General features: G+C 34.5%; 8 protein-coding genes. 1 reads left to right on the top strand and 7 read right to left on the bottom strand.

Annotated features, from left to right (window positions below; genetic code table 11):
• Window positions 1-120 precede the first annotated feature (120 nt).
• From Q0772_RS00860 to Q0772_RS00890, 7 genes are all read right to left on the bottom strand, one after another.
• Entirely contained in the window at window positions 121-3576 is a 3456-nt protein-coding gene (locus Q0772_RS00860) for a glycosyl hydrolase (protein ID WP_298338879.1), read from the bottom strand.
• 81 nt (window positions 3577-3657) lie between these two features.
• The gene (locus Q0772_RS00865; protein WP_298338882.1) at window positions 3658-6255 is read right to left on the bottom strand and encodes a glycoside hydrolase family 2 TIM barrel-domain containing protein; all 2598 of its coding nucleotides are present in this window, start codon (window positions 6253-6255) and stop codon (window positions 3658-3660) included.
• A 17-nt stretch (window positions 6256-6272) separates the two neighbouring features.
• Window positions 6273-8021: a sulfatase gene (locus tag Q0772_RS00870; protein WP_298338885.1), complete on the bottom strand. Its 1749-nt coding sequence runs from the start codon at window positions 8019-8021 to the stop codon at window positions 6273-6275.
• Between the two features lie 197 nt (window positions 8022-8218).
• Entirely contained in the window at window positions 8219-9346 is a 1128-nt protein-coding gene (locus tag Q0772_RS00875) for a glycoside hydrolase family 88 protein (RefSeq protein WP_298338888.1), read from the bottom strand.
• Between the two features lie 10 nt (window positions 9347-9356).
• Window positions 9357-11621, bottom strand: coding sequence for a glycoside hydrolase family 3 N-terminal domain-containing protein (locus tag Q0772_RS00880; RefSeq protein ID WP_298338891.1), 2265 nt, complete (start codon window positions 11619-11621; stop codon window positions 9357-9359).
• 6 nt (window positions 11622-11627) lie between these two features.
• Window positions 11628-12986, bottom strand: coding sequence for a family 43 glycosylhydrolase (locus Q0772_RS00885; RefSeq protein WP_298338894.1), 1359 nt, complete (start codon window positions 12984-12986; stop codon window positions 11628-11630).
• An 18-nt stretch (window positions 12987-13004) separates the two neighbouring features.
• Complete coding sequence (locus Q0772_RS00890; RefSeq protein WP_298338897.1) at window positions 13005-13778, bottom strand: hypothetical protein; 774 nt, start codon at window positions 13776-13778, stop codon at window positions 13005-13007.
• Window positions 13779-13936: 158 nt separating this feature from the next.
• On the opposite strand from Q0772_RS00890, the gene Q0772_RS00895 reads away from it, so the two are divergent.
• Complete coding sequence (locus Q0772_RS00895; RefSeq protein WP_298338900.1) at window positions 13937-15580, top strand: DUF6377 domain-containing protein; 1644 nt, start codon at window positions 13937-13939, stop codon at window positions 15578-15580.
• Window positions 15581-15743: the final 163 nt, after the last annotated feature.

Consider the following 15743-nt stretch of genomic DNA (forward strand, 5'->3'; position numbering starts at 1 on the left):
AATTTATTGAAAACCACAATACATTTGCATCCTGAACTATCCTGTATTTAAGCTATTTAAGTTTTGTTTTCGGTAAAAGACATTATATATAAGATAAAAAGCTCATTGATAAACTATTGTCTAATCTATTGACCTTAATTTTACATCACCAATTATACCTAATGCTTCAAGTTTTAGATTATTACCTTTCGGTGGATTTGTTGTCCAAGTCTTTTTTAAGTGCTTTGGTCTAGATGCATCAAAAATAAGTTGATTTCGCCACGTATTGGTTACTTTAATTTTAAACTGGTTTTTCCCTTTTACAACATAATCCGTTACATTAAACTCAAAAGGTGGCGCCCACTTTACGCCTACTTTTTTTCCATTACAAAACACCTCAGCTATATTAGCTACCTCTCCTAAATCTAAAATTAAACGCTGGTTAATGTTTTCTATTTCTATTGATTTTGAATAGGTTATTGTCCCAGAATAGTGGTTAACTGCAGCATTAGGCAGTTTAGTTATTGACGTTAATTCAGGTAATTTAATTTGCTCTGGAGTTTCCCAACCTTTTTCAAAATGTAATGTCCAATCTTCTTGAAGTAAAGTTTCATTAACCGCAACAGTTTTTGATAACACTTTTTCATTTAAATAAAATTTATATACGCCAGATTGAGAAGCGATAAGGTTATCATCTTCAAATTTTATTTTTACAACATCGTTAGTGTCATGAATTTTAAACCATCCTGTTTCAGAATTTAAAATAACCTCATCTTCCAAAACAATTTTTGTAGCTAATGGCTTTTTATCATCTTTAGTGAACACTATAATAGCACTTCCACTAGATGGTAATGATAATGCCACATTAGTTCTGCCATTTGTTATATTCCAAACCTTTGCCTCTTCTTGATTACCCGTATAAGCATCCCATATTTTTGGATTTCCTTTTACATTAAAACTAAGGGCTACATCAACAGGTTTATTAAGTCTTGAGGCTACAAAGTAAATATCGGCATCTTTTGTTTTTCGATGAATCCAATTAATATCTAATTCTTTAGGTACAATTACATCTGGCGATATATGTTCTGCCTCAAGAACGGCATCTAGTGTTTTTCCCCAATATACTTTACCTTTACCTACTTGTTTTACGCCGCTTTTAGAGTCTCCCCACAACTGATTTGCAATTGTTTGAAGGTGTTCTAAATCGTTTTCATCATCCATTAAACTTGGAGAATCTTGAGGTTTATCGCCCAAAATAACAGCACCAGCTTCCACTAGCGCTTTCAACTTTTGAACTGTAGATAATAACATTTCCTTTGAGTCACGAAGTGTGATTATGCGGTAGTCGCCGCCATCTTCAACATGAATTTTACCATTTTTAACACTTAATTTATCCTGCAATATTTCTGCATTTAAATAATCAAACCGGTAGCCTTCTGGGAATGCATCTAAATCGAAAGGCGGTCTATCAAAATGATCACCGCAATATCTTAGCACATCAGCCACGTATTCGCCTTGTTGCAAAACATATTGATTTCTTGATAAATAATCCGTCCAATCTTTCATATAAGGCCACCACGTTTGTTGGCGAACCAGAGGAAACCCAATATTTCCTCCAAAACTAGAACCTGGATATACATTGGTTTGTGGTGTATGTGAAAACGTATGAAATACCAAATGATTAACTCCTTTTGCGAAGTTATAGTCTATTAAGTATTTAACAGAAAATGGATGCTCGTTCCATTTAACGCCTAATTGCGTACAAGCCTCAGCAGCCAAAACAGGTTTGTTATACAAATGCGTTGCAGATGCTGCGTTGTAGATGGGTTTTGCGTATTCATTTTGAGCTGATGGCGCTTTGGGATACCAAAATTCCGTCATAGGTACATCGCTTACGCCATAATAACGCATTGGGTCTATAGGCAATACTTCACCTCCTGCGCCTTCAGTGTAAACTTCAGCACCCATATCATGGGCTACTGTAGCAAAATGTTTGAAGAAATTATCAATAAACACTTCATCCATAGTATGACGTAAATCTCTTAAAAATTTGGTGGTTATCTCAGGACTATCCACAATATATCCCATAGTTGTGGGCAAATAGGTTTTCATGCTATAGCCTCTTCTGGTTTTAAATTCGGTAAACAGATCCTGAGAATTTATAGTCCAAGTAGGCACGTGGCTTTCCCAACTATCTATTAATAAGCCGTGCAATTTACCATCTCCTATTGGACCGCCAGGTTTAATTAAATTACCAATCATTCCATTTCGTAAATGGTTCTCAATGGCTATTTTATCTAGCTTACTAGATTCCCAACCTGTAGCTTCAGGAACCGCAGGTTTATTGGTTAATCTCATGTTAATATGGCCAAAACGTACTATTGTCCAATTACCTTCAGGCACCTTCCAAGTTAAATTTCCTTCAGAAGTCATTTTATCGGTAATATTGATAATATTTTTAGACTTAATCATTGTGTTTTCAGCATAATTAAACTCTACGTCTTTTTCAAGACGCCTTAATACTTTAGCTGCTTTGGCTTCATGATTATGAAATTTTGGTTTTGAACTTAACCGCATGAATTCTGGAGCTATTGTATGTTCGCCTTCAAATGTAAATACAAATGTATTTGAGGTAGTCTCTGGAATGGCTAATGTTAAGTGTTTTCGTCTATCATTCCAATTAGCGTCTGGCAAATTTATAGTAGTAATTTCTGTTAACGTATTAGCAATTAATGCTTCAACTTTAATAGCCACATTTACTTTAGGATATTCAGTACCCATGATGATATGACGTAATTGTGGCAACGTAATTGTACGTAACGTTACAGGAGAATTAAAGCTTGTTTTTACCCAAGTTTTTTGATTGTTTACTTTTGAAATACCTTTAGCGCGATACGCATTTAGTGGCTTATCAAGTTGTGTTGTTTTTCGTGTAACTATAATTTTTGAATTGGGATTGAAGATATCCTTCCACGGCACAATTGAATTATTTGTTTCTATTTTTGAAGGATGCAAAGGTTCTATATTATCGCCTTTTGGTGTTGGAAATGCTAAAACCTGTATATCTTTATAATCATAATCTGTTGTCTGGTATACACTATCTATCGTTAAAGTATCATCAAATAGTTTACCTCCAGATATTCTGTAGATTGTTTCAACAACTTCGCGTTGCGCTTCTTCAACTGGTACCCACGGCCCACCAGTCATTGACCAACCTGGACAATTTTGCATCGTAAATTTTAAACCTAAACGTTTGCATTCATCTGCGGCATGACGAATCATATCTTCCCATTCGGGGGATAGGATTTCAATAGGTTTTACATTTGGGAAAGGTCTTCCTGCTTTATTAAATAAATGAATACCTTGCAAACCAGCTGCTTTTATAGCCTCTAAATCTAGTGTTAAACCCTCTTTACTTATATTATTTCCGTTAAGATGAAACCAGGTTTCAGGACGGTATTTATTGGAAGGTGCCTTAAACTCTTCGCTCAATTGTGATAGCGTTACATTGGGCTCTCTTGTCTCTATTATCTGGTTATTTTTTTGACAACCACAAATAATAAACAATATGGGTAAAAAGTATCTATATTTTTTCATTTTAAAGTAATTTAAACATGTCATAAATAATACCCAAGAGTTTGTAAATGTACCTAGTAGTTAAATTAAAACCCGCGGGTATTAATTTACTTTTCTAAGTTTAATACCACTTAATCGGGTTTTTCCTTTTGCAGCGTTAAAATTCACAGTGATGCCTTTATCATCTTCAACCGTAATTAAAAAGCGTTTGGCAACACCTCTGTCTACACCAAATTCAGATTTTAAATTCAAGTTATTCCAAAGGGTAATCCCATTTACAGTAATGTTCATAACGTTACTATCTCTGGTTTTTAATTCGGCTAAAAGCAAGGTTAATTCGTAACTTCCTTTAGGAACGTCAAATTTATAAGCGTCAATACCCACGCGTTGGGTTTGGTAAATTGGGTCGTTTTCAGTGCCTTTTAAACTCACATCAACACCAATATTATTTCTTCTTTTACTTTTAAATCTTAAAAAATCGCCTCCAACATAACCAAAACCTCCTTTTTCATAAGCTTTATCGGGCATCCATAAATAATCTACATTATCGGTTTCAATAAAATAACAGTAGGAGCCAACGTTAATTGCTATTTCTTTAAATGGGTTTTCTTTACTATTTAAATGTTTTGGTTGAAGTGTGAAATCAATAGTGGCAAAATCTTTTAAAACCTGACCGTTGTTTTCTGAAATCACTTCAATTACATTCTCTCCATTTTTTAGTGGCACATCAAATGTTGCAGTAGAAAAATCAAATGTTTTTTTATCTAACGATTTTCCATTGATAATAAGTTCTACTGTTTTTGAATTCCCAACAATGGTAATAGGCTGTGTGGCTACTTTACCTCCTTTAACATCGGCAATTCCTGCTCTTTTTTTCCATGATTTTGAAGCTATTTTTAAAAAAGGAGTTTTACCAAGTAAGGCTTTATAAAGGTAATAGGCATCTTTTTTCTTTCTATCTGCCGACAGCAATCCCTTGTTATTAATATGTGGCACTGCATCCTTACGATGTTCTACCTGAAAATCGGCATAATTCCAAACATTGGCTCCTACAATTTCAGGAATATCAAGAATTGCCTTCATATAAGCTTTATGAAGTAGAAACTGATACTCTACACTAAAATCAAAACGAGTTGGGTTGTAGGTTCTCAACCTTGGGTCTGCACCACCACCATATTCACTTAAAATAAAAGGTTTATCTGGATTGAGCTCTAAAGAACGTTTAACTAAATCTCTTAAGTTTTTATCTATATCTTCTAATTCTTCAATATACCATCCGTAGTATTTGTTATAACCTACCAAATCGGTTAATCGAATACCTAATTTATCTTGATAAGCTGGTTCTCTAAAAAATACCGAATAAGAATATCGGGTTTCATCTTCTTCCTTAATCGTTTTTGCTAAAGCTTCATGTGTACTTATAAAGTGTTTTGTGTATGTTTCACCCAATTTATCAGGTGCTTTCATGGTAGTTTCGTTACCTAAATTCCACGCCACAATAGCGGGATTATTATAATTAAAGCGAATGGCTTCCCGTAACATGTTAATACTATTTTGCTTTCCTGCTTCGTTGGCCGCGGCTTTATCAACAAAAGGAATTTCTAAAGTGGCTACAAAACCCATTTTATTACACATTTCTAAAATAGCAGGATCTTGCGGATAATGGGCAATTCGCAAAAAGTTTGAACCCATTTCTTTTAGCAATTTCATATCATTTCTATGAATTTCGTCACTTACAGCATTGGCTTTCCCAAGAAAATCTTGATGACGACACGTGCCTATTAACTTGGTTGGCTCATCGTTAATAAAAAAGCCTTCTTTAGCATCAAAACGAAACCATCTAAAACCTACAGGATTTTCTAAACGGTCTAAAACCTTGCCTTTAGAATCTAAGATTTCTGAGACTAATTTATACAAATATGGATTTTGGGGCGACCAAAGATTAGGATTACTGATTGTTAATTCACTAAACACATCATTTTTATATTTAGATGATGATTTTATAGATTTGACTATAGTATTTTCAGCATCAAACAACTTATGTTGCACATAGTAACGTCCTTTTTTTGGTCTTGCTAATTTTGATTGTACTGAAACTTTAGCTGTTGTTTTCGAAACCTCTGGTGTTCTAATAAAAATAGCATTAGCTCCTAAATTCGCAACCTCAAAATGAACTGGCTTGGTAATGATAAGATGCACATCGCGATAAATACCACCATAAAACGAAAAATCGGCTGCTTGTGGTACTATTTCGTCGTTATGCGCATTGTTTACCTTAACTACTATCTGATTTTTACCAAATTTTAAAGCCGAAGTAATATCTCGTGTAAAGGTTGTGTAACCTCCAATATGATCGTTTCCAACAGGTTTACCATTTACGTAAAGTGATTTTACTTGATTGACACCCTCGAACATTAAGAACACTTGCTGATTGTCGTAAATTTGCGGAATTGTCATCGTTTTTTTATACCAACCATCACCTCGGTAATACCCAGCTTCATCATCAAGAATATCGTCTGTATTCCATGAATGCGGAATTGTTACGTTTTCCCAACTAATAGATTTGTTTTCAGCAAAAGGAGTTTCTAGATTGCCTTTGTAAAATTGCCAAGACTCATTAATAGTTTCAATATGGCGAACTTGTTGCGAATAGCTTGTAATGCAACAAAAAAACAATACTAATGTGATGATTTTTTGCATTTTTGTGATTGATAATGTTATTGAAATTGAATGGTTTCACTCGCTTTAAACCCAATACGATGTGCTTTTACAAGTAATTTTGCACCTTCTGGTAAGCTTATCGGGTTTTGATAGATGGTCCAAGATTGTGGTGCTTTTCCCTTACTATTTACCAGTTTATAGCCTATTGAAGCGCCTTTAGTATCACAGCCTATTGTAACACTACCATTTTGATTTGATATGTTTGGTGCAGCTGTTACAGGCTGTGTCTCACTAGTATTCCATAACTTTTTAATAAGCTCGCCTTCTGGTAACTCTGGATTGTCACCAATAGTTTCAAGCCATTCGTCCATTTCGCCACGTAACCTGTGAAGTTGCGCCTTGTATTTTGGGTCATCGGCAAGATTGTTTAATTCATAGGGATCTACCGCGCAGTCGAACAATTCCTCTACAGGTTTTTTATCTCTAAACCACAGGCTTTGGTATGCGTTAAGCTTACCTTCATCTCGCAACCTCAACAATTCTTGCATTGCTGGAATACGCTCTCTGTAGGTAATTGGCAAATAATAGGCTTGTTCTGGCCTGTAATTTCTAATGTATTTAAATTGCTTGTCTCTTACTGCCCTAATCACATCGGTTTCTGCATCAAAACGGTCTGCAGCCGCATGAATATAATCGCGTTCTTCAGCTTTATACTTTCCTAAAAACGCTTGTCCTTGCATATAGGGTTTTGGCTGTTCTCCAATAAGCGATAGTAACGTTGGTGCAAAGTCTATAAAACTGATTAGTTGGTCGTTTTTTGTACCTGCTTGCAATTTTTTAGGAAAACGGATAATCATCGGGGTGTTTAATCCAGAATCGTAAATCAATCGTTTTTCTCTAGGTAGTGGCCCACCATGATCGCCGTAAAAAACAATTATAGTATTGTCTAGCAAACCATCGTCCTCCAATTGTTTTAAAACTACACCCACTTGCTTATCCATTTCGGCAATGTTATTGTATAGCTTCCACATGTCTCGTTGTACCACGGCGTTATCTGGCAAATATGGCGGCACTTTAAATTTTGTGTCTTTTGAAATGTGTACAGGTGTTTCTGATTCAGTCATTTTATTGTTGGCGTGGGATGCTCCAAAATTTTTCCATTTGTAGTTTTTATCGCCAGCGTGGTAATGCCTTGTTTCTATTTCTCGGAAGCCATAGGGTTCGAACAATCCAGATTCATGCGTTACTGTAAAATTAAATATTGAAAAAAACGGTTGCTTATCTGCTCTGTTTCGCCAGTGTGCATAAGGGCTATTTTCATCCCAGGCGGTTACCGGTGCTTTAAATTGATAATCGGTTTTGTAGTTATTGGTACAATAATACCCAGCGCTACGCATCCACTCGCTTATCATTTTTGTATCTGGTGGCGGTACTGCTTCATAAGCTGGTAACCCTCTTTCTTTTGTATATGAGTTAACTCGCATGTGGTTTGCCCCAATACTAGATGGATACATGCCTGTAGCTATTGCTGCTCTACTTGGCGCACAAACACCTGATGTAGAATATAGATTGGGATAAATAACGCCTTCGCTAGCTAGTTTACTTAAGTTTGGTGTTGCTACTGTTGAGTCGCCAAATGGTGGAATATACGCGCTCATATCTTCGGTTACTAACCACAGGATATTTGGACGTTCGGGCAACTTTAAATGTGTAAGATTTTTTGATGTAGTTGCTTGATCTTCTTTTTTTGTTTGACAGCTTACTACACATAAACTGAACACTAATAATACAGTAAATATTCTCATTTGAATGGTTTTTTAAAAGCACAAATGCCGCATTGTAATATATACGGCAAATAGGCTTTAAATTTTAGATGGACTTACAGCCAGCAAACAGACCCCGCGTTAGGGATTGCAGTGGAAAGCCCACAGCGGAGGCACGGAGCGAGGACTTGCAACGTAAAGCCCGACCCCTTGTGGGTAACGCCCAAAAAAATAGTGTACTAATCTAATTTTAATATCTCGCTACCCGCCATTAAAAAGGCGCCTGTACCAAAATTTTGCCAAGAATCTGCCGATGCTGGCTCTGGAAATGCGCCGATATTTTGCACCCAACCTACGCGACCATCGTCGTGCTGGCATTTTGCTATAGCGTTCCAAGCTTTAATAACTGCTGGCTTATGTTTTTTATCTAACAAACCGTTGTTGATACCCCAGGCTAAGGCAAACGTGTGGAAACCACTGCCGCTTACTTCACCATGATTATAGGATTCTGGACTTAGTAAACTTGTTCGCCAAAGCCCATCTTCTGGTTGAATTTCTAACATTTTTGCAGCCATATCTTTATATAATTTTTCGTAAAACGGACGGTGCTTATAGTCTGCCGGCATATCGTCTAGAATTAAAGCTAAACCTGCAATAACCCAACCGTTTCCGCGAGACCAGAATACTTTTTTGCCGTTTGGCTCTTTACTATCTTTATTTGACCCTGTCCAAACAAAACGCATATCTCTTGCGAATAACCGCTCTTCTTCATCATACAATTGGTTGTAAGTTTCCATGTAAAACTTATGCATATCGTCCAAATACTTAGGTTGGTTGGTGTGTTTTGCATACAGGTTTAATACTGGCGGTGCCATAAATAAGGCATCGCACCACCACCATAAAATGGTTCTTCCGTATTTTGATTTATCGGTTCCTGCTTTCCAATTATCGTCATCGTATAAATGCGCGTCTAAGAATTTTTTTGTGGGTTCTAGATCTACAAAATTCTTTCTACGGTCTGTCATATCTATATACAAATAGCTATACGAAATAGCTACATCATCGGCATGGTGTACGCGATCGAGCGTGTTCCAGTTGTTCCAATACCCTTGGTTTTTTAAAGCCGCCATATACATCATATCTTTTGTGGCTTTGTGGGCTCTAACCACGCCTGTGTAATAGGCACCGTTAGTCCAATCGGTTGGTGCAAGAGCAATAATTGGGTGTGCTTCTTGCCACTCTAAAGCATTAATCATAGATGCTTTTATTTGAGTTTTATCAATTGCGCTTTGTGCTACAGTTTTTTGAGCTACAGAACAATTAAAAAGCGTAACTACTGCTAAAAGTGTTAATGCTATTTTTTTCATTTTTTTAGTATTATTTTTTTAGTTTGAATGTTGTTTCTAAATACTCTTGAGAAGACGTACCCACTTTTACAGTGTAGTCTCCTGCTTCTAAAACTTTTTCCATTGCAATGCCTGTAAATTCTAGCATTTTTGGTGTTATAGTGAAAGAAACCGTTTTACTTTCTCCAGCGTCTAGTTCTATTTTCTCAAAAGCTTTGAGCTCTTTGTCTGGCCTTGTTACTGAACCAATTTCATCTTTAATATACATTTGCACCACTTCTTTGGCTTTAACACTACCATTGTTAGTAACTTTTACGCTAACTTCTAACTCAGTATCTGGTGTTATTTCTGCATTTGAAATTGCGATATCTGAATATTTGAAATCGCCATAACTTAACCCATGACCAAAAGGATATAACGGCCCTTTGCCCAAGAACAAATATTCTTTTTTATAGTTGATTTCTTTCATGCTATAATGGTATGGCAATTGCCCAATAGATCTTGGAATTGTTACAGGTGATTTACCTGATGGCGATACTTCTCCAAAGATGATTCTTGCTGTAGAATGATCTCCAAATTCACTTAAATCCCAAGTATCTAAAATAGCATCGGCATGTTCTGAAATGGCATTTATAGATAGTGTTCTTCTATGTTTTAATACTACAATTACTGGTTTTCCTAAGGCTTTAATTTTTTCTACCAACTCGTCTTGAGGCCCTACAGGGTCTATTGTAGCGCGGTCTCCTAAAGTACTGCTGCTAAAATAAGCTTCTTTAGCGGTGTACTTATCGCCTCCTAAAAACAATATAGATACATCGGCAGACCTCGCTTTATTCACCAAACTGGCAATGGCCTTTGGATCTCTTTCTAAAAGCTCTGGTGCACCACCTTTTTGATTGGTTAATTGAAAGCCTTTTTCTGCAATAAATTTTATATTGGAACCTGCTGCAGACTCAAACATTTGTTTTGTATCTTCATTTAATAGCGGCCCTAATAATGCCACTTTTAAAGACTTGTTTTTCGATAATGGTAAGGCTTTATTTTCGTTCTTTAATAAGATAACAGATTCTAAATCTGACTCTTTAGCTAATTCTAAAGACGACTCAGCTCTTACTCCTTTTTTAACCGCTTCAATATCGATATAAGGATTATCGAACAATCCTAAAATAAATTTTGTTCTTAGTACACGTCTTACAGATCTATCTATTAGTTTTTCTAGATCTGGATTATCTTTTACCATTTCTGGTAAGTACGCATAAGAATCTTCAGCATATAAATCAATATCTATTCCTGCTTCTAAGCCCATTTGTGCTGCGGCTTCTGGAGACTCTGCCACATTCATAAAATAATACAAGCGTGCGATATCGTTAGAATCTGACACCACGTAACCTTCAAACCCCCATTGGTCCCTTAATACGCCCGTTAGTAATTCTGGATTGCCATGACTTGCCACACCGTTTAAATCGCCATGAGATGCCATAACACCTAAGGTTTTTGCTTCTTTTACTGCCGCTTCAAACGGTGGATAAATTTCATCAATTAATGTTCTTTCAGAAATTTCAATGGCTGCAAAGTTTGAGCCTCCTAATACTTGCCCGTACCCTGCAAAGTGTTTTGCTACGGCACCAATATGTGTTCCGTTTCCTAAACCTTCGTAATTACCTTGCACACCAATTATGGCATTTTTAACCATCTGCGTTGTTAAATAGGTGTCTTCTCCAAACGCCTCACTCATACGTCCAAAACGAGGATCGCGAACAATATCTGCTTCTGGCGAGTGGCACATATGCATACCTCTTAATCGTGCTTCTCTACCTACAACATCCCACTGGCGTCGCACTAAATCTGGATTGAATGATGCTGCAGACGTCATTGGGCGACCAAATTTGGTACAACCTTCGGCATCTACACCGTTATAAGATTCTGTAACAAACAATGCTGGAATACCCCAACGGTTGTTTTCTATAATGTATTTTTGAAGTTCATTGTTCAGCTTAGCAGCAGCAACAGCATCAATATGCTCTCCTGGGTTTTTAATACCTGCAATACCCAACTTTAGCTTTTCTATAACTTTATCAGAAAGTTTTAAGTTCCCGTTTTCATCAGGTTTTGTACCAATATTAGCATGAAAAATTCGCATTTGAGCTACTTTCTCTTCAAGTGACAACTTTGGCAATAATGCTTCTACACGCTCATCAATTGATAAGGACGCATCTTTATAATCGGCAGAACTAGATGCCTTTGTATTACATGACACTACAATTAATAATACGGCTATAAAAAATAATTTCTTCATTAGTTTTTAATTATTTATTTGATTGTTAGTTTTAAATTTGAATCGGTTTAGTTTGAAAGATTGTTGGTTTACGCCTTTAAACACAAAGCACAACGACTGATTATCTTTTATATTTTTAGTTTTAAAATTTCTTTTTTGAAAGGTATAAATTTCATTTTTAGGCACATTACAAGTAAACAAGAGTATACCATTTGCATCATTTTCTCTCACTTCTATTTGTAGTGCTGCTTTTGCAATAACTTCTAATTCTAAAGTAGCTACGTTACTTAAATTCTTAATATTTGGATAGACAACGTAGCTTAAATCTTCGGTTGGTTCTATTGAAAATCCACCTTTGGTATTTTCAACTTTTACTACATTATTAGACTTGAAAAAATCTTCAGCCTCAATAGTAGTATTTGCATTATAATTGCCCACACCAACACCATCAACTCTTATCGTTGCCATTTCGCCATTAGCTTTATAATGCACGTAACTTATAAAACTATCTCTAAAATAGCGATTTCTAGTTTGACTGATATCACAATATACGTAATACCATTGGTTATGCCACTCAAAAAAACTGCCATGACGGCCTTGTAAAAATCCGTTAGGCCACGTTGGAGCTTCATATCCTTGTGCAAAACTTTCTTCTTTTATTACAGTGTCTTTATAATCGTAGGGCCCATAAACATCGTTAGACATGGCATAAAAACAACCCCAAGACAAATAGTATTTACCATTGTATTTGTGTACAAATGGTTTATCATCAGTTGGCATTTTTGTATTACTACCATCAGGATTGTAAGGTCCTCTCGGGTTATTTATAGTTATTTTTTTTGGTGTTTCAGCTAAACTTATCATATCATCATTAAGCTTTGCTATATAATAGTCCCAAACACCAAAAATGATATAGTGCGTGCCGTTATCCTCAAAAATTGCCATGTCGTATTCATGAGTTGGCGTTAATGTACTATCCAATAATGGTTTTGCTAAAACGTCTTTCCAAGGCCCAACTGGAGTATCGCCTACTACAACCCCTGTTTGTTCATTCCCTTCAGAAAAATACCAATAATATTTTCCGTTTTTATAGCCTACATCTGTAGCCCAACATCTTGTAAAGTCTTTTCCTATGTATGTATTTTTGGGATTTAACACACTACGTTTTGTCCAATTTATCAAATCAGGTGATGACCAAATCCACCAATCTTCCATGATGAATTTATCATTATTTATAGATTTATCATGTGATGCGTAAACGTATGCAGTATCGTTAAAAATATGAATATGCGGATCGTTTAATCCTTTATTTGGTACTATTGGGTTTTGAGCATAAGTAAACACTATACATCCAAATAATACTATTTTAAATAGTTGTTTATTCATATTCTTAAACATGTTTGCTTATTTACATGTTATTTCGCTGAAGTTAGCAACTTTGGCCTGTTCTAGTGTTTTATCTGTTTTAAATAGTACAAATTGATCTATAGCATGCGACCTTGAACGCCCAGAAATTTCAACATCGTAAGTTCCTGCATTATCAAATGTTACAAAAACATCATACGGATCATTATCATTTGTAGATGATCTCCAAAACCATTCTCCTAATCTATTCATATATATTTTAAACCATCCATCTTTACTAGACCCTTCTGGGTTTGGTGTTTTTCCTGAACCTCTTGGATATACCCGTTGCCCAGTATTCAACTTCTCTCCGTAAAAATCATCTCCTTTAATTCTTAACCAAGAGTCATTATGTTCTGTATTACTATTACCTGTGGTTATTCTAGAGTTCCAAACAAATTGATAAGTTCCTGGTGTATTTATTTTCACAGAAAACTTCATCAATCCTTGCCCCGGATTATTAAAATTATCAGAACCTGTCCAAACCAAATACCCATCACCTTTAAAGCCTGCTAGAACTCTAGCTTCTGTCCATCCGTTTGCTGTACTACTTGGATTCTCAATATCTACACGTACTAATCCTTCTTTTTCTAAAAACAAGTTTTCTGTTTCGCATATTGCTCCTGTGTCTTCCTCTTCTTCATTTTCTTCCTCATCCATTATCAGCATTTCATCATCAGAGGATTCACCTGAACAGGATATTAAATATAAAGGACTTACAAAGCTTAACATCACAAAAACTAAAAACGCTGTTTTTTTAACTCCCTTTATCATAATTAATACTTGTCTTTATAATATAATTTATAAAAAAATAAAGATAGAATTTGATACTCTTAGAGGTATCCTGTACTGTTCGGTAAAGTGTCTATTAGATGATTAAGCATATAATAAAAAAAGAATTAACTTTGTTACATCTGCTTAAAATATTTTTTTTGAAAACACTATTTACTGTATGTATTTTAACATTTAGTTTTAGCTTATCAGGATTTAGTAATAATAACCTAGATTCTTTATTAGTTGAACTTGAACGCACTATGAACAAAAGGATTGTTTTTGATAGTGCCAAAAAATTAAGAATTGAAAATTTAAAAAAATTACTTAAAGAAAGCAATTCTACTTCACTTCAAAATAATTATTTTTTGATTAGTGAAATCATTAAGGAGTATGAAAAATATAGTTTTGATAAAGCACTAATTTTTATTGAAAAAGGTTTAAATATCGCCAACACACTTAATGACGATAATTTAAAAAAAGAATCTCAATTAAAATTAGCAAAATTATTAGTTACTTCTGGAAGGTATAAAGAAGCTATAGATGTTTTACATGAAATAGAAAGACCTGAACTACCAGAAAAACTCTTAGATTTATACTACTACAATTACAAAGAAGGGTATTCTGGATTAAGTTTTTACACAACTGTAAGTAACAGTAAAGAAAGCTACTCGAATCTTTATAAAATCTACCAGGATTCGTTGCAATTACGATTAACACCTAATTCTAATGAATCTTTGGCTTTGATTGAAAAAGAATTTCGAGATAATAGAGAAATTAAAAAAGCATTAGAAATTAATTCTAAGAGATTATCAAAAGTTGCATTAGGCACTCCAAATTATTCACTAATCACCTTTGAAAGATCACTATTATATGGGTTGAATAAAAATACAAACGAACAGAAAAAATATTTAATACTTTCCGCAATTTCTGACATAAGAGCATCAGTTAAAGACAATGCTTCGCTTACCGAATTAGCTATGATTTTATTTGATGAGGGAAACATAGAAAGGGCTCATGATTTTATAGATTTTTCTGTTGAAGATGCTGAAATGTACAACTCTAGATTACGCTTTGTAAACATATCAAACAAACTGTCTGTGATATCAAAAGCTTATGAAGAAAAGAATTTGGAGCAACAAAATGAATTGAAAAGATTGCTCACTTTTATAAGCATTCTAGTATTATTTTTAGTTTTAACTATAATATATATATACCAACAGATTAAAAAACTATCTGCAGCACGTAAAGAGTTAAAAAAAGCCAATGATCAACTTTTAAGTTTAAACGAAAAATTAAGTTTTACAAACTCTGACCTTAACAGGCTATACAATGAACTTTCTGACTCTGACAGGATAAAAGAACAATATATTGGCACTTTTTTAAATCTATACTCAGACTACATCAACAAACTAGACACTTACCGTAAGATGGTAAGAAACTACCTTGTTTCTAATAAAACAAAAACACTACTCGAACTCACCAAATCCAAACAACTTGTTGACAACGAACTTAATATTTTTTATGAAAATTTCGATAAATCATTTCTCCATATTTACCCCAATTTTGTAGAATCAATAAACAAATTACTAAAGGAAGACCAACAAATAACACTTAAAGACGAACAAAGTTTAAATACGGAATTAAGAATTTTTGCTCTTATCAGATTAGGTATTACTAGCAGTACTAAAATTTCTAAGATTTTACGGTACTCTGTAAACACTATATATAATTATAGAGTAAAAGTTAAAAACAATGCTAAAAACAGAGACACTTTTGAAGATTCTGTAAAAAGAACATCTTAGTATTATTCACAATTATTTATTCCTGAAAATCGTTATATTTTTCTCACATATGTAATATAAACATACTTTTAAAAAACCACTATTAATCTACTTTTTTTTATATATAAAAAATTACAAATAAATGATTATCAGTTATTTATTTATTTTATAAACATTTTATAAT

The organism is uncultured Algibacter sp. (assembly GCF_947490405.1).
In the GTDB taxonomy this organism is placed as follows: Bacteria; Bacteroidota; Bacteroidia; order Flavobacteriales; family Flavobacteriaceae; genus Algibacter_B.

What these genes read in the sequence shown, in the direction of transcription:
- Q0772_RS00860 (WP_298338879.1), bottom strand. Translation starts at nt 3,576, where the DNA reads ATGAAAAAATATAGATACTTTTTACCCATATTGTTTATTATTTGTGGT.
- Q0772_RS00865 (WP_298338882.1), bottom strand. Translation starts at nt 6,255, where the DNA reads ATGCAAAAAATCATCACATTAGTATTGTTTTTTTGTTGCATTACAAGC.
- Q0772_RS00870 (WP_298338885.1), bottom strand. Translation starts at nt 8,021, where the DNA reads ATGAGAATATTTACTGTATTATTAGTGTTCAGTTTATGTGTAGTAAGC.
- Q0772_RS00875 (WP_298338888.1), bottom strand. Translation starts at nt 9,346, where the DNA reads ATGAAAAAAATAGCATTAACACTTTTAGCAGTAGTTACGCTTTTTAAT.
- Q0772_RS00880 (WP_298338891.1), bottom strand. Translation starts at nt 11,621, where the DNA reads ATGAAGAAATTATTTTTTATAGCCGTATTATTAATTGTAGTGTCATGT.
- Q0772_RS00885 (WP_298338894.1), bottom strand. Translation starts at nt 12,986, where the DNA reads ATGAATAAACAACTATTTAAAATAGTATTATTTGGATGTATAGTGTTT.
- Q0772_RS00890 (WP_298338897.1), bottom strand. Translation starts at nt 13,778, where the DNA reads ATGATAAAGGGAGTTAAAAAAACAGCGTTTTTAGTTTTTGTGATGTTA.